Annotated in this window: 19 protein-coding genes; 14 read left to right on the top strand and 5 right to left on the bottom strand. The window is 71.6% G+C overall.

Going from position 1 to position 21,207, the window contains the following annotated elements; all coding sequences use genetic code 11:
- The first annotated feature begins 60 nt into the window (after positions 1–60).
- The 3 genes from WMF27_RS11575 (at position 61) to WMF27_RS11565 (ending at position 2,767) form a co-directional block, all read left to right on the top strand.
- A complete protein-coding gene (locus tag WMF27_RS11575; RefSeq protein ID WP_437768805.1) occupies positions 61–978 on the top strand; it encodes an SIMPL domain-containing protein in 918 nt (305 codons plus the stop codon).
- Positions 979–1,126: 148 nt separating this feature from the next.
- Positions 1,127–1,813: a hypothetical protein gene (locus WMF27_RS11570; RefSeq protein ID WP_437768806.1), complete on the top strand. Its 687-nt coding sequence runs from the start codon at positions 1,127–1,129 to the stop codon at positions 1,811–1,813.
- Positions 1,814–1,885: 72 nt separating this feature from the next.
- Positions 1,886–2,767 carry a tRNA1(Val) (adenine(37)-N6)-methyltransferase gene (locus WMF27_RS11565; protein WP_437768807.1) on the top strand — a complete coding sequence of 294 codons (882 nt, stop codon included), beginning with the start codon at positions 1,886–1,888 and terminating at the stop codon, positions 2,765–2,767.
- Between the two features lie 119 nt (positions 2,768–2,886).
- Here WMF27_RS11565 and WMF27_RS11560 read toward each other — a convergent pair whose 3' ends face one another.
- Positions 2,887–3,609, bottom strand: a complete 723-nt coding sequence (locus tag WMF27_RS11560; RefSeq protein WP_437768808.1) for a hypothetical protein — start codon at positions 3,607–3,609, stop codon at positions 2,887–2,889.
- A gap of 160 nt (positions 3,610–3,769) precedes the next feature.
- Here WMF27_RS11560 and WMF27_RS11555 point away from each other — a divergent pair, with 160 nt between their 5' ends.
- Positions 3,770–4,207, top strand: a complete 438-nt coding sequence (locus tag WMF27_RS11555) for a nucleotide triphosphate diphosphatase NUDT15 (RefSeq protein WP_437944148.1) — start codon at positions 3,770–3,772, stop codon at positions 4,205–4,207.
- Positions 4,208–4,288: 81 nt separating this feature from the next.
- On the opposite strand, the gene WMF27_RS11550 is transcribed toward WMF27_RS11555, so the two are convergent.
- Complete coding sequence (locus WMF27_RS11550; protein ID WP_437768810.1) at positions 4,289–4,528, bottom strand: hypothetical protein; 240 nt, start codon at positions 4,526–4,528, stop codon at positions 4,289–4,291.
- 449 nt (positions 4,529–4,977) lie between these two features.
- On the opposite strand from WMF27_RS11550, the gene WMF27_RS11545 reads away from it, so the two are divergent.
- Positions 4,978–6,471 carry a protein kinase domain-containing protein gene (locus WMF27_RS11545; protein WP_437768811.1) on the top strand — a complete coding sequence of 498 codons (1,494 nt, stop codon included), beginning with the start codon at positions 4,978–4,980 and terminating at the stop codon, positions 6,469–6,471.
- A gap of 109 nt (positions 6,472–6,580) precedes the next feature.
- A complete protein-coding gene (locus tag WMF27_RS11540; RefSeq protein WP_437768812.1) occupies positions 6,581–7,825 on the top strand; it encodes an ATP-binding protein in 1,245 nt (414 codons plus the stop codon).
- Between the two features lie 266 nt (positions 7,826–8,091).
- On the opposite strand, the gene WMF27_RS11535 is transcribed toward WMF27_RS11540, so the two are convergent.
- Complete coding sequence (locus tag WMF27_RS11535; protein ID WP_437768813.1) at positions 8,092–8,241, bottom strand: hypothetical protein; 150 nt, start codon at positions 8,239–8,241, stop codon at positions 8,092–8,094.
- Positions 8,242–8,321: 80 nt separating this feature from the next.
- Here WMF27_RS11535 and WMF27_RS11530 point away from each other — a divergent pair, with 80 nt between their 5' ends.
- On the top strand, positions 8,322–11,624 hold the full coding sequence (locus tag WMF27_RS11530; RefSeq protein WP_437768814.1) for a beta-propeller domain-containing protein: 3,303 nt from the start codon (positions 8,322–8,324) through the stop codon (positions 11,622–11,624).
- A 198-nt stretch (positions 11,625–11,822) separates the two neighbouring features.
- Entirely contained in the window at positions 11,823–12,890 is a 1,068-nt protein-coding gene (locus tag WMF27_RS11525) for a hypothetical protein (RefSeq protein ID WP_437768815.1), read from the top strand.
- Positions 12,891–13,067: 177 nt separating this feature from the next.
- Here WMF27_RS11525 and WMF27_RS11520 read toward each other — a convergent pair whose 3' ends face one another.
- Both WMF27_RS11520 and WMF27_RS11515 read right to left on the bottom strand, forming a co-directional pair.
- A complete protein-coding gene (locus WMF27_RS11520) occupies positions 13,068–13,769 on the bottom strand; it encodes a DUF4336 domain-containing protein (protein ID WP_437768816.1) in 702 nt (233 codons plus the stop codon).
- A gap of 55 nt (positions 13,770–13,824) precedes the next feature.
- Complete coding sequence (locus WMF27_RS11515) at positions 13,825–14,724, bottom strand: hypothetical protein (protein WP_437768817.1); 900 nt, start codon at positions 14,722–14,724, stop codon at positions 13,825–13,827.
- A 278-nt stretch (positions 14,725–15,002) separates the two neighbouring features.
- Between WMF27_RS11515 and WMF27_RS11510 the strand changes: the two genes are divergently transcribed.
- From WMF27_RS11510 to WMF27_RS11485, 6 genes are all read left to right on the top strand, one after another.
- The gene (locus WMF27_RS11510; RefSeq protein WP_437768818.1) at positions 15,003–15,374 is read left to right on the top strand and encodes a cupredoxin domain-containing protein; all 372 of its coding nucleotides are present in this window, start codon (positions 15,003–15,005) and stop codon (positions 15,372–15,374) included.
- Positions 15,375–15,575: 201 nt separating this feature from the next.
- Complete coding sequence (locus WMF27_RS11505) at positions 15,576–16,961, top strand: serine/threonine protein kinase (RefSeq protein WP_437944147.1); 1,386 nt, start codon at positions 15,576–15,578, stop codon at positions 16,959–16,961.
- A gap of 247 nt (positions 16,962–17,208) precedes the next feature.
- A complete protein-coding gene (locus WMF27_RS11500) occupies positions 17,209–17,472 on the top strand; it encodes a BPTI/Kunitz-type proteinase inhibitor domain-containing protein (RefSeq protein WP_437944146.1) in 264 nt (87 codons plus the stop codon).
- A 367-nt stretch (positions 17,473–17,839) separates the two neighbouring features.
- On the top strand, positions 17,840–18,736 hold the full coding sequence (locus WMF27_RS11495; protein WP_437768820.1) for an STAS domain-containing protein: 897 nt from the start codon (positions 17,840–17,842) through the stop codon (positions 18,734–18,736).
- 224 nt (positions 18,737–18,960) lie between these two features.
- On the top strand, positions 18,961–19,449 hold the full coding sequence (gene smpB / locus WMF27_RS11490) for an SsrA-binding protein SmpB (protein WP_437768821.1): 489 nt from the start codon (positions 18,961–18,963) through the stop codon (positions 19,447–19,449).
- A gap of 183 nt (positions 19,450–19,632) precedes the next feature.
- A complete protein-coding gene (locus WMF27_RS11485; protein ID WP_437768822.1) occupies positions 19,633–21,144 on the top strand; it encodes a pyridoxal phosphate-dependent decarboxylase family protein in 1,512 nt (503 codons plus the stop codon).
- The last annotated feature ends 63 nt before the right edge of the window (positions 21,145–21,207 follow it).

Here is a 21,207-nt window from a genome sequence, read left to right as displayed (position 1 = left end):
CGCGGGCGCTGAAGCGCGCGCCCCCTGTAAGCCGGCCAGGGCGGCGCGCGTTGCACGGGCATGAAGAACCAGCGCTCCCTGTCCCGGGCGTGCCTCGCCGGGCTCATGCTTTCGGTCACACCGCTGCTCGCGGCGTGCGCGGCGCAGGCGACGCCGCCCGTGGCCGCCGCTCCGGAGATCAACACCATCACGGTCGTCGGCCGCGGCGACGTCAGCGCGAGGCCTGACGTCGCCCGGGCGCAGATGGGCATCGAGGTGATGGCGCCGACGGTGCACGAGGCGACGAGGCTCGCCGCGGCGCGCATGACCGAGATCCTCGCCGCGCTCAAGAACGCCGGCCTGGCCGAGAAGGATATCCAGACCAGCAACTACTCCATCCAGCTCGTGCGGCAGCCCGACGTGCCGCCCTGGATGGCCACGGGCCACGCGCAGCCCGCCCCGGCGGTCGCGCCGGCGGCCCCGGCCGCGGCGCCCGCGGCGCCCGCGGGGCGCGGACCGAAGGCGCCTCAGCCGCCCGCGCCGAAGCCGCCGCCCGCCGACCTGGCGCCGGCAGCGCCGCCTCCGCCGACGCACGTCTATCAGGTGAGCAACACGGTGATGGTCGTCATCCGCAACCTCGATCAGGTCGGGGCGGTGCTCGACGCCGCCGTGGCCGCCGGCGCGAACAACGTCTGGGGCGTCTCGTTCGGCCTCGACGAGACCGACCCGCTCGAGGCGCGCGCGCGGGAGAAGGCGATCGCGGACGCGCGGGCTCGCGCCGGGGCGCTCGCCAGGCTCCAGGGCGTCTCGCTCGGCCCCGTCGTCTCGATCAGCGAGGTCGTCGAGCAAGGCCCGATCTACGCCCCCCGCGCCGCGCTCGCCTCCGGCGGGTACTCCGCGGACATGGGGACGCCCGTGTCGGCCGGCGAGGTCTCGTTCGGCACGCAGGTGAAGGTCGTCTACGCGCTGGAGAGCGCGCCGGCGAGCCCGCGCAAGTGACGCCGCGGCGCGGAGGGAGGGGCCGCGGGCGCGCCTGCCCGCGCGGCGGCGGTCGGATTCCAGCTAGATCCACCGCGCGTCGCCCCAGTGGGTAAAGTCCTGGTACCCAGCACAGACCCATCCTCCATCGGCCCCTGCACAGCGCACCATGATCGCTCCGCCCCGCCCTTCCCTTCGCCGTGCCCCTGTCCTCGCGGCGCGCCCGCGCCGCTCCGCCGCGCTCGCTCGCTCGTTCGCGGCGGCGGCGCTCGCCGCCTCGACCACGGGCTGCCTCGTGCTCGAGCCGCCGACGTACGAGCACCCCGAGCAGACCGCGCCGGTGCTCACGGCGGTCTTCCCTCCCCAGCACATACCCGTGTACATCGTCGAGCGGCAGGACAGCTTCAAGAATTTCGGCGCGACGGTGCTGTCCGAGGACAACGGCACCCCTCTGCAGGGCGTCCTGTACATCGATTATGGGCGGCCCAGCAGTGAAGATGCCCTGTTCCCGCTCCCGTTCCGGAGGGTCACGTTCCCACGAGTGTTCCCAGCCGGGACCATGGCTGGCGGACAGCGCCCCTTCGAGCTCACGTGGGATCTCACGACGCCGATCCCGGCAGAGGGGGTGACGCCGGAGAAGGAGTGCCACACGATCACCATGATTGCATCGCACGCCTTCAACAAGTGCAGTTGCGCGGCCGACCCGGACGACGTGAGTTCGCTCACCTGGCAGATCATCCACTGCAATCCGAACGAGCCGACCTGCCCCAAGTCATGCCCTCCGCTGGATTGCGAGACGACCCCGTGCCTCTTCTGCGATGATCCCTCGCTCGAGGATGGCTGCAAGAACCACTGACGCCGCGGGGCCGCGCGCTCGGGGGGGATTGGGCGCGCCCCCGACGCCGCGGGGGCGTGGTACATCGGGTCGATGAGCGCTCCCCCTGATGTCCAGCCCGCTCTCGCGCCGCGCGGCGGGGTCGTGCGCCCTGCGCGCCGGCCGCCCGGGTGGGTCGCCCCCGGGCCGCAGCCGGCGACGCCGGATCGCCCGGAGGTCTGGCCCGGCCCCGGCGAGGACCTCTGCTATCTGTCGGGCGACTTCCGGATCCTGCAGCGGCTCGACGGGCACCGCTGGTCGGCCGACGACCTCGTGACCGCCTGGTTCGCGGCCGAGCGGGTCGCGCACGCGCCCCCGCGACGCACGGTCGACCTCGGCTGCGGCATCGGCACGGTGCTCCTGTTCACCGCGTGGCGCTTCCCGGACGCGCGCTGCGCGGGTGTGGAGGCGCAGGAGGTGAGCGCCTCGATGGCGCGGCGCTCGGTCGCGTGGAACGGCGTCGACGCGCGCGGCGAGGTCCGGTGGGGGGACCTGCGCGATCCGGCGGTGCTCGACGGGCTCGCGCCCGCGGAGCTCGTGACGGGGACGCCGCCGTACCTGCCGGTCGGCACCGGCATCGAGTCCGCTCGGCTCCAGTGCGGGCCGTGCCGCTTCGAGCACCGCGGCGGCGTGGAGGAGTACTGCCTCGCGGCCGCGCGGCTGCTCGCTCCCGGCGCGCCGTTCGTGGCCTGCGCGGCGGCGCGGCAGCGGCCTCGCGTCGAGGCGGCGGCGGCGGCGGCCGGGCTCGCGCTCGAGGCGTGGCGCGACGTCATGCCCAAGGAGGACAAGGCGGCCTTGTTCTCGGTCTATGCCCTGCGCCGCGCCGAGGCCGTGGCGTCGTGCCATGACGAGCCGCCGCTCGTGTTGCGGGGCCGGAACGGGCGCTTCACCGAGGAGTTCGACGCGCTCCGCCGGACGATGGGAATGCCGGTATAACCAGGGATCCTGCGCGGGTGTGTCGGCGGGGGGCTCACCGCCTCATCGCGGAGCGCACGAACCTGCGCCCCGCGACAGGGCAGCCTCCTTGCCGGCGGATCCGCCTCGTTCGCCGCCCGTCAGCTCGGCTGTGACACGAGCGGAAGGGTCATGGTCTGCGCGCGGAGCAGCGGCCGTCCGTCGCGCGACAGGAGCGCATCCTTCGCTTGCTGGCCCTGTGCCGTGCGCGGTCGCGCCGGGCGCGCCGGCTTGTCGCCGGGCTCGGGCGCAGGCGCAGGCGCTGGCTCAGCGGACACCATCTCGACCGGGGCCTCCCATGCGTGTCGGGTCCCGCCGGCCTCGTTGGCCTGGAAGAACACGGCACGGAGCGCCCTCCCCTCGACGTCCGTCTCCACGGCCATCATCCAGAACCACGGGCCATCCGGCTCGGTTTCCTGCCCCATGAACGAGAAGGCCATCTGGCGCGACTCCGAGCGGCGACCGTGCTCGCTGCGCGCGGCCTCGAGGTGCCGCTGCGAGGGTTTGTCGGCCGGACCGCGGTACACGCGCACGGCGACGCCCTCGATGTGCGGCATGAAGTACAGCCCGTCTCGATGGACGGACAGCCAGGGATGTCTTCCGCTCTCCGCCAGCTTGCAGAGGGAATGACCGAACCGCTCGTGCGCCTTGCAGCCGATGCCCCAGCTGGTGTCGCCCTCCTCGCGGTTCGCCTCGCTGAACGCCTTGTTGCGGACATCGACCGCTGTCTGCGCCAGGAGGACGAGCCGGCTCTGCTGGAGGACGGGGTTCAGCTCCCAGGGCAAGGACGCATCCATCGTGTCCGGCACGGTACGCGTGTTCACTGAAAAGTCAATCGGTACCGGCGCTTGCACGTGCGCGAGGGGGCTCCGTGCGCGGCGCAGCGGGCGCGGCGGGTCGACCCGACGCCTCCCGAGCGGCACCGCTGCGCGCCGTGCTAGAGCGCGCTCCACGCACGACGGCGTCGCGTGCGGGGAGGTGTCCTTGGGAGAGGCGATCGTCGGAGGGAACGCCGCGGAGCGACCGCTGGTGGGCGTGGGCGTCATGATGGTGCGCGACGGGCGCGTGCTGCTCGCGCGGCGCCGCGGGAGCCACGGCGACGGCAGCTACTCGTGGTGCGGCGGCCACCTCGAGCTCGGCGAGTCGTTCGAGGACTGCGCTGCACGCGAGGTGCGCGAGGAGAGCGGCCTTGTCGTCAGGAAGCTCTCCTTCCTGTGCCTCAGCAACATCGTCGCTTACGGCAAGCACTATGTGGACATCCAGCTCCTCGCGGAGGAGTTCGACGGCGAGCCCGAGGAGCGCGAGCCCCACAAGATCGCCGGCTGGGGCTGGTACCCGCTCGACGCGCTGCCCACCCCGCTGTTCCGCCCGGTGGAGCTGGCCATCGCGAGCTACCGCAGCGGCCGCCGCTACAATCCCTGATCCCGGCCTCCTGCGCGCGCAGGACGGCGCCGCACCGCGCGCGGCCCTTTCGCTACGTTGCTACGTCGCTGGTCCGCTGCGTCAGCGCAGCCACACGAGCGCGATCACCGCGCCGCACAGGACCGCCAGCGCCAGGACCACCGCGCCGATCCGCGCGCCCCACCAGCGCTTCTCGGCTCCGCCCTCCACCATCGCCGCGCTCATCCAGACCCCGGCAACCTCTTGCTCCATGGCCTCCATCGCCTCCGCCTGGGCCTCGATCTGAGCGAGCTCCTTCCGCACGTCCTCGCCCCGCGCTATCTGGAGATTACAAGGATCCATTGACTCTCCAGTAGACCCTCGAGCGAAGCGCCGCCAACGGATCCGCACCAGGTGCACCAGCGCTCAACTCACCGCAGGGTCAGGCTTCGCTCGCTCAGCTGGACAGCGACGCATCGCTCGCCCGCGCGCCTCCAATCAGGGCATCCTTGCCCTGGCCGGTCACCCTGTCTCAGTCCGCCAATGCCGGTATGAACATGGCCCGGCACCCGAGCCGGGATTCTCCGGCGCCACGCCGGCGCTGGAGGCGCCCTACGGCCCGGCCGGCCGGCGAGCGCGGCGCAAAGCCACGCTCGCCGCGCAGCGTGGCATCCTGCCACAGCTGCGACATCCCGCCTGACCGTGACGCGCCCGCGGCGCGCCGTCAGACCGCCGCGTGCGCCGCGCTTCGCAGCGGGAGCGCGTGTCGCTCTCCGTTGATAGGCATGCGCAGGGCACGTATCATGCGCACCATGGCAGACGCGGCGGACGGCTCGCCCGGCTTCAGCTCTGGAAGCGCGAACGGCGGCGATCCCCCCGCGCCGCTCGCGCCCGACACCGCGGACACGCTGCAGGGCGTCGACACCGTGGTGCGCGACCGTCCCCCCGCGCGGGCGGAGCGGCCGGCCGAGCGGAACGGCGGCGGCTCCACGCTGAGCGACGAGGACCTCTGGCAGGCCGCGGCGCGCTCGAGCCTGCACGAGGGAGGCAGCCCGGTTCAGGTGCCGCCCGAGGGCACGTTGCTCGGAGGGGTTTACCGCGTCGTCGGTCGCCTCGGAGAGGGGGCCATGGGCGTCATCCTCCTGGCGCGCGACGAGCAGCTCCAGCGGAACGTCGCCGTCAAGCTGCTCCGGCCGGAGCAGCTCGACAACGCGCAGATGCAGGCCCGCCTGCTGGCGGAGGCGCGGGCGATGGCGCGCGTCCACCACCCGAACGTCGTCGAGATCCATGCGTTCGGCGAGTACGAAAACGCGCCGTATTTCGTCATGCAGTACGTGCCCGGGGTCACGCTCGACACGCATGTCCACAGCAAGGGGGGCCGGCTCGGCCTCGACGAGGCGCTGAGCGTCCTCGACCAGGCCTGCCTCGGCGTCGCGGCGATCCACGCCTCGGGCATCGCCCACCGCGACGTCAAGCCGAGCAACATCCTCGTCGGCCAGGCCCTCCGCGTCGTGGTGGCCGATCTCGGGCTCGCGAAGCGGATCCCCCGCGGCGATCGGGTCGAGCTCGCCTTCTCCGGCACCCCGGCGTACCTGGCGCCGGAGGTGGCGCTGGGCCGGCAGCTCGATCCCGCGCTGCTGCCGCGCATCGACGTCTACGCCCTCGGGGTGGTCGCGTACTACCTGCTCGCCGGCCGCCTGCCGTTCCAGAGCACGAGCACGGTGGATCTGGTCATGCAGCACGCATATCAGCCCCCGATCCCGCCGAGCGAGATCTGCCCTGATCTGCCGCCGTCGTTCGACGCGCCGGTGCTCGCGGCGCTGGCCAAGGAGCCCGACCAGCGCACGGCGAGCGCGGAGGCGCTGCGCGAGGCGCTGCTCGACGCGCGCGGCGCCCTGCCGGCGTACGCGCGCTCGACGCGCGTCCTGGTCGCCGACGACAGCCCGTCGTTCCGCAGCTTCCTCGCCAGCGTCCTCGCGGAGGCGCTGCCCGGCGCGACCATCGAGACCACGCCCGACGGCGCCGCGGCGCTTTCGGCCATCGAGGCGAACCGCCCCTCGCTCGGCGTGTTCGACCTCGACATGCCCGGGCTGGACGGCATCGCGCTCACGGCGGCGGTGCGCAAGCTCCCACAAGGGGATTTCCCGATCATCGTGGCGACCGGGACCGGGGGCGCGGCCGACTGGCAGTGCCTGTCGCGCCTCGGCGCGTCGGCGTTCCTCGTCAAGCCGTTCGACGCGGGGCAGCTCATCACCCTGGCGCGCGCGCTCGTGGGCGTCGCCGAAGAGCAGAAGCGCCGGCCATGAGGGGCGGGGCGAAGACCCGGGCCTCCGCCACGGCGGGGGCAGCGCGGGCGGCGTGGCGCGAAGCTTGCCGGCGGGAGAGCGCCGATGTCCGGCGTGGTCGAGGCTCCCGATGAACGACAGCGCGATGAAGGTCCTGCTCGTGGATGACGACGAGGTCGACCACCTCGTCACGCGGAGGCTCCTCCGCGACGCTCCCCGCACCCGGTACGACGTGACGTGGCTGAGCAGCTCGGACGAGGCGATCCGGGCGCTGCGCGCCGGCGGCTACGACGTCTGCCTCCTCGACTTCCGGCTCGACGCCCGGACGGGCCTCGACGTCGTGCGCGAGGCCAACCACCTCGGCTGCGCGATCCCCATCATCATGCTGACGGGGGTCGGCGACGAGGAGATCGACATGGCCGCGATGAGCGCGGGTGTCGCGGATTACCTGGTGAAGGGGGGGTTCGACGCGCAGATCCTCGAGCGCACGATCCGCTACGCCATCGAGCACAAGCGGAGCCAGCTCAAGCTCAAGCAGTACGCCGACACGCTGGAGGAGAGCAACCGGCAGCTCGTCCAGATGCACGAGGAGCTCGCGGCGAAGAACGCGGAGCTGGTCCGGCTGAACGAGGAGAAGAACCGCTTCGTCGGCATGGCGGCCCACGACCTCAGGAACCCGCTCGGCGTCATCCTGGGCTACAGCGATTTCATGCTGATGAGCCACCGGCGCGGGGAGCCGTCGTCGCTGCTCAAGGAGGGCGGCGTCGAGATCGTCAACATGATCAGGAGCTCGAGCAAATTCATGCTCTCGCTCATCAACGATCTGCTCGACGTGTCGATGATCGAGCTCGGCAAGCTGAACCTCGACAGGAAGAGCACCGATATCGTCCAGCTCGTCGAGTCCAACGTGGCGCTCAACATGGTGCTGGCGGGGCAGAAGAGCATGAGGCTCGTCGTCGAAAGAGACGAGGGCGTCCCGCCGGTCGAGGTCGACGTCCACAAGCTGGAGCAGGTGCTCAACAACCTCATTAGCAACGCCATCCACTACTCGCCTCCGGGCACGACCATCTGCGTCCGGGTCCACGGCGGCCGCGGGGAGGACGCCTGCGGGGGGGCCGAGGTGATCCTGTCGGTGAAGGACGAGGGGCCCGGGATCGCGGCGGAGGACCTCGGGAAGCTCTTCCGGCCGTTCGGGCGGGCGAGGACGGTCAGCACCGGGGGGGAGCGCTCGACGGGCCTCGGGCTGGCGATCGCGCAGCGGGTCGTCGAGGGCCACGGCGGGCGGATCTGGGTGGAGAGCGTGGTCTCGAAGGGGTCGACGTTCTTCGTGGCGCTGCCGGTGGCGCGGGCGGAGGAGAAGGAAGAGGCCGCGTGATCGGCGCGCGACGAGCGCGGGTCCCGCGCCGCTCGACGTCACGATAGAAGGCGTCGAGCGCCCCGCAGACCGGCGCGAGCCGACCGCAACCAGCGCTGTCCGAACCGTCGTGTGGGGAGACGCCGCCACGTGTGAGCTCTCGGCGCTCCGCTCCACCCAAGAACCCATCCTGCGCCACGCAGAGCGATCGGCGCTGCCGCCGCTGCGTAACAGCATTCCACGTTGAGGAGCCACTCCAGAAGGTGGATACTCCGTTGGATGCAAGCTCACGGTCCGCGGTAGTGCGAAGCCGCGAAGATCGGCTCGATCGCGGGCTGCGCCGTGCCGGACGCGCCCTCGAGCGCTCGCCGGAGGCTCGCCGCACCGCCGCCCTCGGGCCGCGACGTTCCGACCACGTTGAACCGTGCAGGACACATCGATGTGCGCAGTCTCCGCACCTCATGCGAGGTGCCAGGGAGGAGTAGCTGTGGCGAAGAGAAGAGCGTTATTCAGAGGTGTGCTGTCAGCGCAGGCCAGCGTGATGGCCGCGCTGCTCTTGCTGCTCGGACAGGGATGCGGGAGCGACGACAACAAGCCCGAGCCCCAGGAGCAGACCCCACCCGAACCGGAAGAAGAAGAGAACGAGAACCCTCCGCCCGAGGAGGAGGAGCCTGATCCCGATCCTCCCAAGGAAGAGCCCGAGGAGCCCGAGGAGCCAGAGCCCGAGACCCCAGCGGGGCCCACCGACTTCGTGTCGGCCGATGATCCTTTCATCGAGGGGTACCTCGGCGAGGAGGAAGAAGAAGAGGAAGAAGAGGAGGAAGAAGAAGAGAGCCGCGAGCTCGAGGAAGGCGACATCTACCGCGTCCTCGGCGGCGGGCAGCTCCTCAACCTCAACAGCTTCCGCGGCCTGCAGGTCATCGACATCCAGGACCCGTCGGCCCCGAAGTTCCTGGGCCAGATGCAGATCGCCGGCACCCCGGTCGAGATGTACGTCGTCGGCGACCGCGCGGTCGTGCTCCTGAACGACTGGGCCGGCTACCAGCTCAAGGCCGACGGCCTGACCGTGGAGCGGCGGACCGGCGGGACCGTGCTGTTCATCGACATCGCCGACCGCGCCGCTCCGAAGCTCTTGTCGCAATATCCGGTCGCGGGCGCCATCATGACGAGCCGCCTCGCGCGCGGCGAGAGCGCGAGCTCGCTCTACATCGCCTCGAACGGCTCGGAGCTCGAGGAGATCAACCCGGGGCAGTTCCAGTGGGTCAACAAGACCCTCGTCCGGAGCTTCGACGTCGGCGCCGACGCGCTCGCCCCGCGCAGCGAGATCGAGCTCGGCGACACCGTGACCGCCATCCACGCGGAGGCGGACGTGCTCCTCGTGGCGCACAACGGCGGCAGCTGGTCGCAGGATCCCAGCGAGATCTCGATCATCGACATCTCGAGCCGCGACGGGTCCATGGCGCTGCGCGACAGCGTGAGCACGGCCGGCTACGTGCGCTCCCAGTTCCACATGGACTTCCGCGACAACATGCTGCGGGTCTTCTCCGGTCCGCAGTGGGCCGACGGGTCGCCCAGCTACCTCGAGACGTGGAACGCGGCCGATCCCGACGACATCGCGCCGATCGACAGCGAGGAGTTCGGCGCCGAACAGTCGCTCTACGGCGCCATCTTCCTGGACGACAGGGCGTTCGCGGTCACCTACCGGCGCCAGGATCCATTCCACGCCTTCTCCATCGATCCGAGCGGGAACGTCACCGAGGAGAGCGAGTTCATCGTGTCCGGGTGGAACAACTTCTTCCGCCCGGTCTTCGGCGCGACGCGCCTGATCGGCATCGGCGTGAACGATCAGAACGGCCGGCAGCTCGCGGCCAGCCTCTACGACATCACCGATCTGACGAGCCAGGATCCCCTGGTGGCGCGCGCCGAGATCGACGGCGGCGCCCAGGGCTGGAGCTGGTCCGAGGCCGACTGGGATCACCGCGCGTTCACGGTGCTCGACGACGCGGTGGACGCCGTGGCGCCGAGCGGAGAGCCCGAGACGGGCCTCGTGCTGCTCCCGTTCTCCGCGAGCAGGGTTGTGGACAACACCCGGCGGCCGTTCTCCGGCGTGCAGATCTTCACCTTCTCGGACACCACGCTGACCCGCCGCGGCGTGATGGAGCACGGGACCCCCGCGCGCCGCACGTTCCGCGCCGAGGACATCGCCACCGCGAACGTCTCCGATGAGGAGCTCACCCTCTACGCGCAGGACAAGCTCGACACGCCCGAGAAGCTCGGACACCTCGATCTCGCCCCGGATTACGTGAAGGTCTTCGCGTTCGGCGAGCACCGCGTCCGCGTGAAGATGCCTTACGATCTCTACTGGACCCCCGCCGAGAGCCGGAAGATCAAGGCGGAGGTCGTGCCGAGCGCCGGGCTCACCCAGCTCGCGCAGCCGATCGCCACCTTCGATCTGCCGGCCGACGCGCAGCTCCACCAGGTGGGCGATCTGCTCGTGTCGCTGACCACCACCTTCGAGAACTGGGTGGGCAAGGTGACCCACCTCGAGGTGATCGACCTGTCCGACCCGACCGCGCCGCGGCGGGCGGGCACGCTCGACACGAGCGATCTCCCCGCCACGGGCAGCTACTACGGCGGGGCGAGCTCGTTCTCGACCGTGCACCCGGCGCGCGACGCCCTCGCCTTCCTGCGCGTCATCGGCCACTCCGAGGACCTCGGGGTCGGCTGGGCGTGCCGGACCAGCTCGGTCGAGAACCCAGGCTGCTTCGGGCAGGAAGGCTGCACGTACATGGCCGGAGAGCGGACGTGCCGCAACATCGGCGGCGAGGAGTACTGCAACGGCGGGTTCGCCGAGTGCACGGACCACCCCGGCGCGGACACGAGCTGCACGCCGGTCGAGGTCGACCGGAACGACATCGTGGGGATCACGTCGACGTATTGTTATGAGTACGTCCCGCGCCGCAGCTGGGCACAAATCGAGGTCCACGTGGTCGACCTCTCCGACCCGGACCACCCGACCGTGGCGCCGGCCGTCGCGCTGCCGGACGACAACGAGGCCGTGAACGTCCTCAACGACGACGGGGAGCTCTACTTCAACATCAAGCGCTCGATCAGCGGGCGCGCGCCGGACGATCCGCGCCCGCGCACGCAGTACTTCCTCACGCACCTCGACCTGACCAACCCGTCGCAGCCGGCGCTCGATCCGGGGATCAACGTGCCCGGCGAGGTGCTCGCGATCCAGGGCGCGTCGATCTTCGCGAGCGACAGGGTGTGGGGCCAGCAGTTCATCGAGACGGCGATCGCGCGGCTCGAGGTGCACGAGGGGCTCGCGTACCTGCAGGAGTACCAGAAGTTCCCGGACCGCCAGGTCAACGCGATCTCCATCGACGGCCGCGGGCTGCCCGTCCTGTCCCACAGCCTGATCTGGCGTCCGAGCAACGGGTGGTACGCTGGCTGGGATCCCAACCAGAAGCTGACCACGCTCTCGCCGGCGGGTGAGGCGCCGCCGCCCGAGCCGGAGAACGAGAACGAGAACCCCGCGATCCCCGAGTTCGACGTGCTCTCCACCGTCCGACTCGCCTCGTGGGCGTCGCTGCGCCACACGGCCGACATGCGGGCGCTCTTCGAGGTGCCGGGCGGCGCCCTGGCGATCTCCCTCGAGGAGCCCGAGGCGCCGAAGGCACAGGCGTTCTTCCCGCTCTGGGGCTGGCCCGAGAGGTTCGTGACCAGCGGCGAGGAGGTCCTGTTCGCCGCCCGCCGCTTCGGGATTCACCAGCTCGATCGCGAGACCGTCAACCTCGTCCCCTACCTGGGCGAGTAGCCGGGCCGCCGGGCAAGCCGGCCGGGGCCGAGCGCACCGAGCCGGCTTGCCGCAATGGCGCGCGGCGCGCAGCTTCGCGCGGCGCGGCCGCCTCATCCCTCTTTTCCCTCTTCGAACGCTACGCACCGCGCAGGCCGCGCGTGCGAGGCGGTGAGATCCGGTTTCGCGGAGCGCCCGACAACGCTATGGAGGAGCCCCATGGTCGAGCAGAGCACAGCGGAAAACGGGCAGAGGCAACCGGAGGGCGCGGGGCCCGTCGAGGAGCGCGCGACGGAAGCCGCCGGAGAACCGGCGGAGGCGGGCGCGGAGGCCTCTTCCGGCGGCACGACGACGACCACGACGGCGGGCGCAGCGAGCGCGGCAGACGCCGTGGCGGCGCCGGCCGCCGCTGCGCCCGACGCCGCTTCGCCCGCCGCCGCTGCGCCGGCTCGATCGCGGCCGCCGCGGGTCATCGACATGCGCCGGCCGCGCACGCCAGCGCCCGCGCAGGAGCCGCCGCCGCGGCGCCCGGCGCGGCCAGCGGAGCGCGGACCTGCCGACCGTGGAGCGCGCGAGCGCGGGCCGGCGGAGCGCGCAGGACGCGACGGCATCGCGGCCGAGCGCCGCTCGCCGGACAAGGCCAGGGGGGCGCGGGAGGGGGCGACGCCGCGCGGCCGGACAGGCGCCGGGGGCGCTACCCAGACCCGCGCGCCCGCGGCCCATCCTGCGCCGGGCGCCGCCACGCGAGAGCAGCGCGCGGCCGCCGCCGCGGACCCCGCGCAGCGCGAGGCGGAGCGCAACGCCGCGCTCGCCGAGGCGAAGCGCGCGCCCGCCGCGGGAGAGGCCAGCGCCTCCAAGGCGTCGCGGCAGCCGCAGCCCGCCGAGACGCGCGGCGAGGCGCCGGAGACGACGGCGACCCCCGAGCCGCGCCGGGACGGCGTGTGGGTGCCCCCGCCGAGCGCCGCATTCCCGCGGAAGAAGAAGCCCGCGCTCACCGCCAAGGAGGCGATGAAGGCCAGAGTCCAGGCGCGGGCCGAAAAGAAGGCAGCGAAGCAGGCACCGAGCCGCGCGGCCGAGCCCACCGCGGACCAGCGCGTGGAGGCCGCCCGCGAGGAGCCCGGAGCGCCTCCCGCTGCAGCAAAGCCCCGTGACGCCGCCGTGGCGAAGCCCCGCGATGCGGCGCCGAGGTCAACACGCCGCGACCAGGCGGCGCCGGCGGCGAGCGCGCCGGCCGCGAAGCCGGGGCTGCTCCGGCGGTTGCTGAGCCTGTTCCGGCGCTCCGGCTAGAGCGACAAACGGGTTGAAACCCCAGAAAAGAGCAGGGATTTGAACCGCCAAGCGCGCCAAGGACGCCAAGATTGTGTTTTGTCCTTGGCGTCCTTGGCGCCTTGGCGGCTCATTTCTCGCTCGAGCAATGACGGGGCTTTCGCTCGGCGAGAGCCGCATGGAAGCGGCGCTGTCAACCTACACCTCCACGCCCTCCAGTCGCCAGGCTCGTGCGAGGCCGTCGCGCCAACCTTCTTCGATGACCTCGGCATGCCCCACGATGAGACGCTGGGCCGGTCGCTCCAGCATGGCGCGGATGGAGCGCGCCGCCGCGGTCCTGTCCGGAATCTTCTTTCTGGCGTCGGGAGGCACGCGCACCCGCTCGTAGAAGCCAGTAAGGCGCGCGGCGTAACGCAAAGTCCAGTGGTCCTTGGCGCAAGCGCAAAGCACGATGTCTGCGCCCAGCAGGGTTTGCGTCGGCCGGTGGTAGAGCACCGTCTCGTCCCAGAACGGCACGCCCCGAAGCGGCAAGGCCTCGAGCTCGGGGACCTGCTCGCCGAACTGGGCGTCGTGGATATCCACGTCGATTCTCAACGCCTTGTTCCTGTCGAGCGCCGACGCCGGTCCCACCACCCGCGCCTCGGGGAAACGGGCCGCCGCCGCGGGTGTCCCGAGATGATGCCAGCAGTTGGGTACCACGAGCCAGCGCACGGGGCCCAGGGCGCGTAGCTGCTCTGCCAGCGCATCGGTGGGAGGGGCCGGGGTGTGCAGGAGCAAACTGCCGTCCTCGAGGCGTACGACCGTTGTGCGGGCGCGCATCCGTACCCCGCTGAACCACACGGGACGGTCCAGGGTCCAGATCTTGTCATCGACCACGGCGGTGAGAGCGCTGTCAGGCATGCGGGCGGCATCCTCCAGGCGGCCAAGGCGTTCGAGGGGCAAGGGCCATTCGTCCTCAACCCGCGGCGCCGGCGGGCCGATTCTTCCTTCTCTTCTTCTTCTCGCCCTCGCGCGCCCGGTCCGCCGCCCGCAGCGCGCCGAGCTCGCGCCGGAAATCCGCGGCCGCCGCGTGGTGCTCGTCAGCCGACCGGACGACGCCGGCGATGGCGCCGCCGCAGCGCGGGCACTCGCTCCGATCGGACGTCAGCGCCGTGCGGCAGCCCGGCTCGGAGCAGAGATCGTACTGCCACCAGTGACCGACGGCCCAGCCGACGAAGGGCGCCCCGACGAGCACGGCGGCGGCGAGCTCCCCACCGGCGCCGCGCGGCAGGGCGGCCGCGACCAGGACCGCCCCGCAGAAGCCCGCGAGCAGGCCGAGGAACAGGCCCATGCCCGAGTGCGCGCGCCGCAAGCGGAAGACCGGCCGCGGATCGCCCTCCTCGAGCTTCGTCATCGCGGCGGGCCCCTCCTTCGGATCGTCCCAGATATGGCCGCACTTGTGACAGTGCCAGCGCCTCGGCAGGAACAGCATGAGCGGCGCGGCGAGGATCGCCAGCGCGGCAGCGGCGCTCGAACCCTCGAGGCGCAGGCGCTCGTGGAAGCAGTAGGGGAGCTCGCAGCGCGGGCAGCGGACCCCGGCGGCCTCCTCGTCGTCGTCGCTGGCCGCCTCCCCGGGGTGGACCTCGAGGAGCCCCTCCACGCGCTGGAGATCACCCTCGCGCACCTGCAGCTGCGTGCCGCCGGCGGCGCCGCTCAGCATCGGGTTGTAGCTCGCCGCCTCGAACACGTGGGACTCGATGCCGCTGGCCGAGAGCAGCGTGCGGTCCATCTGGGCCGCGACCGGATCGAGGTAGCGGCGGACCGTGATCAGCTTCCCCGTGCCCGAAGCAGCATCCAGCTTGTCGCGGTACGGCAAGACGTCGCCTCCCCTGGGTCGGGACAGTGTCGCCCGGCTATGGGACCAAGAAATCCAAACGCGGTCCAAAAGTCAATCTCCCCGACGAGGGCCCGGCGCAGCTGCGCGAGCGCGTGACCTCCAGGGGCGGCACCGCCGCGGCGATCGAGATGCTGCGGGCGCTCAGGCGGCGCGGGGGCGCGCGTCGCCGGTCCCGGCAGGCGAGCCGATCTCCCACGCTCGACTGTAATGCGACGGAGACCGGCGCGTCCTCCCGCAGCACCTGAAAGGAGCTTCTCATGAAGGTCACGCACGCAATCTTCTCGATCGCGCTCGGCATCACCTCGGTCGCCTCCGCGCTCGGCTGCTCTCAGCCCGCGAGCGCCGAGCCACAGAAGGCCCCTCGCGTGGTCGAGATCATGGTCCACGGCGCCTTCGTGCCCGAGAAGATCGCCGCGGTCGAGGGGGAGCGGCTGGAGCTCCGGCTCGTCCGACACGACAGCGGCGGCTGCACCAAGGAGGTCGTCTTCCCGAGCCTCGGTATCCGCAAGGAGCTGCCGACCGGACAGCCCGTGACCATCGACCTCCCGGAGCTGAAGGCAGGGGAGCTCCAATTCGAGTGTGGCATGGGGATGATCAAGGGCACGATCGCCGTCACGCCGAGGAGGTGAGCAGCAGAGGGAAGCGCTCCCTGGCTCACCACGAGCGAGCCCTCCGGCTGGCGCGAGCCACGTGCTCGCGCCAGCGCACCCGTTCGAGTCACCGCATAGCGCTCGCCTGCGCCGCGGCTCGTCTCGGGCAAGCGCGCGGCCGACGCCGCGCGGCGCTTGCCACGACTGGCGGCACAGCGCATCGTGCGAGGGCGGCGGACCATGATGCACGCGCTGAAAGACTGGAGCCCCGGCGCGGAGATTGACGGCTTCACGCTCGGCGCTCGCGTGCGCGCGGGGGGCATGGGCGTGCTCTTCCGCGTCACGAGGCCAGGCATCGAGCGGCCGCTGGTCATGAAGCTGCCGCGCCTGGGGCCGAACGAGCCCAGCGAGAGCATCGTCGGCTTCGAGACGGAGACGATGATCCTCCCGACCTTGAAAGGACCTCACGTGCCGGCTTTCGTGGCGGCGGGAGACCTCGCGGGTACGCCGTACCTGGTCACGGAGTGGATCGAAGGCCGCACGCTCGCTGACCTGCTCGGCGCTGGACCGCTGAACACCGCCGACGTGACCCGGATCGGCGCCGCCCTCGCGGACGCGCTGCATGGCATCCATCAGCAGGGCGTCGTCCATCTGGACGTGAAGCCCGAGAATGCCATCGTTCGCGCGGACGGCACGGTGGTCCTCATCGACTTTGGCTTCGCCCACCATGCGCATTACCCCGATCTGCTGGCGGAGGAGACGCGCCTCGGCGCCGGCTCTGCGCCGTACGTCTCGCCGGAGCAGATCCTCGGAACACGCGCAGACCGGCGCAGCGATCTGTTTGCGCTGGGCGTGGTGCTGTACGAGCTGGCGACGAGGGAGCTGCCGTTCGGCGAGCCCGACACCGACGTGCGCAACCGGCTCTGGCTCGACCCCCTGCCCCCCTCGGCGATCGCGCCCGGCATACCGCCGTGGCTGCAGGAGATCATCCTGCGCTGCCTGGAGCCGCGCGCGGAGCTGCGCTACCAGTCGGCCGCCCACGTGGCATTCGACCTGCGACACCCCGAGCAGGTGCCGCTGAGCGCGCGCGCCACGAAGACCAAGCGCGCCGGCCTGGTCTCGCAGCTGCAGCGATTCCTGAGGGCTCGCGCCGAGCACGGCGCCCGCCTCCGCGCGCCCCCGGCGCTGCTCAGCCGCACACCGATCGTCCTGGTCGCCGTCGACACCACCCATCTGGAAGACGAACGACACCAGGCGATCCGCTCTGCGGTCTCGCAGTTCCTCGCGCTCAGCACGGAGTTTCGCCTGATCTGCCTGACCGTGATCGCTCCTTCCGGAGCGTCCCGCGAGCACCTGGTGAAGCTGCGAGACTGGGCGGCTCCACTGGGCCTGCCCAGCCAGCGGCTCTCGTTGCACGCCGTCGCGTCCAGCGCGCCAGAGGACGTGATTGTCGAGCTGGCTCGCCACAACAACGTCGATCTCGTCGTGATCGGAGCGCCGCCGCAGGGCGGCCGCGCCTGGTCCCAGTCGGTCGCGTCGACGGTCACCGCGCGATCCGGCTGCAGCGTGCACATCGTGCGAGTGAATGCGGCCCTGCGGCCGCCGCGCGACGAACGCGCGTCGTGACGCACATCGGCCCTGATCGGTCGGCAGGTGGGACACGATACCTCCGCGTGGGCGGCGCTCCGGAGAGGGGCGCGCCGCACCTCGATCGCGCCGTCACGGCGCGCAGCGTCGCCTGGCACACCACCGCCTGAGATGCCATCGGCTCCGGATGCAACTCCTACGATCGATTGTCTTATGCTCAGGTGACCGACGACGCGCCGATTGCGATGTCCTTGGAATGTACCGACGATTGTCCCTCGGTCTGGGCTTGCTCACGTCTCTCCTGCTCGCGGCGGCCTGCAGCGGCGCGGGGAACGACGGAGGCCCGGGCGGCGGGGGCCCGGTCGCGGGCAGCGGCGGCGGCTCCAGCAGCTCGGTCGCTGGCAGCGGCGGCGGCTCGGTCGCGAGCAGCGGCGCCGGCGGAGAATCGCCGGATCGTTGCACGCTGCCGCAGGAGACCGGGCCCTGCGAAGCGGCGATCCCGAGCTACTGGCACGACCCCAGCACCGGCGAGTGTGTTCCGTTCACCTAGGGTGGTTGCGAGGGCAACGAGAACCGCTAAGACGCGGACTGCGCCCTGCGCGACGGCGTCGGGTGCTGCGAGTCGTGCGACGGGAAAGGCATCGTCGCCCTCAACCAGAGCGGGGATCTCGGCGCCCTCGTTTGCCCCGAAGAGATCGTCGCGTGCCCTCCCTGCGCGCCCGTGTATCCGGAAGGAATGACGGCGGTGTGCTCGGAGGGCAGGTGCACGCCGCGGCTCTCCGAGACGCCCTGAGCCCCAAGGGCGTGGGCGCCCCCACACCGGTCCGTCCGGCGAGCGCCCGTCGCAGACCTCCCTGCACGATCTGTGAGGTTCCACTTCTTTTGGTATACAGGTGAGGACAGAACAAGGGGCACAGATGAACTGTGAATCGGATCACAAGGATGTCATTGCGGAAAATGAGCGCCTGAGGCAGCGCATCCGGGAGCTGGAGGAGGCGGACCAGGAGCGGGATCACCTCCGCGCTGCCCTGCGCCGGAGCGAGGAGCATGTGCGCCTCTTTGTCACCTACACACCCGGCGCGTTTGCCATGTTCGATCGGGACATGCGCTACATCCTGGCCAGTCACCGTCACCTGGCGGATTTCGGCTTGCGCGAAGAAGATGTCCTCGGCCGGAGCCATTACGAGATCTTCCCCGACATGCCCGAGCACTGGAAGGCCATCCACGAGCGCTGCCTCGCAGGGGCCTCGGAAGGGAATGACGAGGAGCCCTTCCCGCGGGCCGACGGGCACGTCGAATGGGGGAGCTGGAAGATCTTCCCGTGGCACACGACGACCGGCGAGATCGGCGGGATCGTGCTGTTCTCGGAGGTGATCACCAAGCGAAAGCAGCTCGAGGACAAGCTCCGGATGCAGGCGAAGACGCTCCTGGAGCTGTCGGCGCCCATCGTGCCCATCCGCCAGGGCGTCCTCGTGCTGCCGCTGGTGGGCGCGCTGGACGCGGCGCGGGCGCAGCAGATGATGGAGAACCTGCTGGGCAAGGTGGTCGAGCGGCAGGCGCGGGTGGCGATCATCGACGTCACGGGCGTGCCGGACATCGACACGGCCTCGGCGAGCGCCCTCCTGCAGGTGGCGCGGGCGGTCCGGCTGCTCGGGGCGCAGGTCGTCCTGACAGGCATCCGGCCCGAGGTGTCCCAGGCCATCGTCCGCCTCGGCATCGATCTCGCCGGCATCGTGACCCGCCGCGATCTGCAGAGCGGGATCGCGTTCGCCACCGCGACGAGCCCGGGAGCCCCGTCGCCGTCCCCGGCATGACGCACCCTGCCGGGGGATCGCGGCCGCCGGCAGCCTGCTCGGGGCGCTGACGTTTCTGGGCGCTCGAGGCGCGCTACTTCCCGTTCCCGGCGCGCGCCGCCCGCCGCGCCGGCCGGGAGGCCGATGCGCGCGCGGCCTTCGCCGAGGCCCGCCGGCTGCTCCCGTCGGGCCTCTCGTCCGCCCGGCGCTTCGCCGCGCTGGGGAACGACGGATAAGATGCCCCCGTGCCGAAGGAAAAGGCCAGGCCTGGCGAGACGCTCATCGCGCGCAACAAGCGCGCTGGCTTCAATTACGACCTCGGCGACCGGTTCGAGGCGGGCATCGTCCTCAAGGGGAGCGAGGTGAAGATGCTTCGCGCCGGCAAGGCCGACCTGACCGACTCGTTCTGCACGGTCCTCCGGGGCGAGGTGTTCTTGCACGGCGTGAGCATCGCCGCGATGGCCGACGCCGCCTTCGGCCACGTGCCGAAGGGCGCGCGCAAGCTCCTCCTCCACCGGCGCGAGATCGAGCGCCTCGACCTCTCGATCGCCCGCGAGGGGATGACCGCCGTCGCGACCCGGCTCTACTTCAAGAGCGGTCTGGCCAAGGTCGAGATCGCGCTGGCGCGTGGCAAGAAGAGCCACGACAAGCGCGAGACCATCAAGGAGCAAGACGCCGAGCGCGAGATGCGCGCCGTGGTGGTGCACGGACAGCGAGGGTACGGGCGCGCGTGACGCTCCGCGAGCTCGCGGAGGACCGAGCTCGGGCGTCGATCGCAGGCCGGCGCCCACCCCGGACGAGGCGGCTCGTCTCGCTGGACGTTTCGCGACGTTTCGCGACGTTTCGCGACGTTTCGCGACGTTTTCGCCCGGAACGCCGCCCGCCGTGGAGCGCGCGATGACGTAGGATGGCGCGTGTTGGCCCGCCCGAAACGCCCGCCGTCAGGCCCCCACCCGCTCGAGCTGCCGGGCGACGCCATGCGCGAGATGGTCGAGCTCGCGATGGACCGCATCGTTCAGCACATCGAGAGCCTGCCGGAGCAGCCGATGCACGCGACGCGGGGAGGCAAGCGGGTCGCGCGCTCGCTCCGCGAGCCGCTGCCGGAGCGCGGCGTGCCTTACGAAAAGCTCCTCCGGAAGCTCTTCGGCAAGCTCATCCCGATGAGCCTGAACACGGCGTCCCCCGGTTACATGGGGTACATCCCGGGCGGCGGGCTCTTTCACGCGGCCGTGGCCGATCTGATCGCGGACGCGGTGAACCGGTATGTGGGCATGTTCCAGGCCGCCCCCCTGCTCGTGCAGATCGAGGCGAACGTGATCGCCTGGTTCTGCGCCATGCTCGGCCTGCCCGAGGGCTCCGGGGGCCTCCTCACGACGGGCGGCTCGCTCGCGAACCTCGTCGCGGTGATCACCGCGCGCCGCGAGCGACTCCCGCCGGACTTCCTGCGAGGGACCCTCTATGCCTCGGAGGAAGCGCACCACTCGGTGACGAAGGCCGCGCTCCTCGCCGGCTTTCCGCCGGAGGCCGTGCGCGAGATCCCGGTGGACGGGCGCTTTCGCATGCGGACCGACGCGGCGGCGGAGGCGGTCGCGCGCGACCGGGCGCGCGGCCTCTCGCCTTTCCTGCTCGTCGCCTCCGCGGGCACGACGGGCACCGGCGCGATCGACGATCTGCCCGCCCTCGCCGGCCTCGCCGAGGCCGAGCGCCTCTGGCTGCACGTCGACGCGGCGTACGGCGGCTTCTTCGCGCTCACCGAGCGAGGGCGCGCGGCGATGCGGGGGATCGAGCGCGCCGATTCGGTGACGCTGGACCCGCACAAGAGCCTCTTCTTGCCGTACGGGACGGGCTGCCTCGCGGTGCGCGATCGCGAGGCGCTGCGGCGCGCGCACGCGCTCTCCGCGTCGTACATGCCGCCGATGCAGGCAGAGGACGATCTCGTCGATTTCTGCGCGATCGGCCCCGAGCTGTCGCGCGACGCGCGCGGGCTGCGGGTGTGGCTGCCGCTGAAGATGCATGGGGCCTCCGTCTTCCGGGCCGAGCTCGACGAGAAGCTCACGCTCGCGCGCGGCGCGGCCGACGCCCTCCGGCAGGTGGCGCACATCGAGGTCGTGGCGGAGCCCGAGCTGTCGCTCCTCGCCTTCAGGGCGCGCCCGCCCGGCGTCGGCGACGGGGCGGCGCTCGACGCGCTGAACCGGCGCCTCCTCGCGCGGGTGAACGCGAAGCAGCGGGTGCTGCTCACGGGGGTGGTGGCCGGAGGGCGGTTCCTGCTGCGGATGTGCATCCTGAGCTTCAGGACACACGCGGACCGGGTGCACGCGGCGCTCGCCGACGTCGCGTCGAGCCTCGCGGAGGTGCTGGAAGAGCTCCGCGACGGGCCGCTCTCGCCCGCGCGCGGCGGCGAGCAGCGCGGAGGAGCGGACGACGACTGAGGGGCGCAACAGACGCGCTCACGCGGCGCTGGCTCAGCTCGGTCTCGTGTTCTGCTTCCCTCC

Origin of the sequence: Sorangium sp. So ce281 (assembly GCF_051527395.1) — a bacterium.
In the GTDB taxonomy this organism is placed as follows: Bacteria; Myxococcota_A; Polyangia; order Polyangiales; family Polyangiaceae; genus Sorangium; species Sorangium cellulosum_B.
Note: the sequence above shows the minus strand (reverse complement) of the source record. Positions and strands in the feature narration are given on the sequence as shown.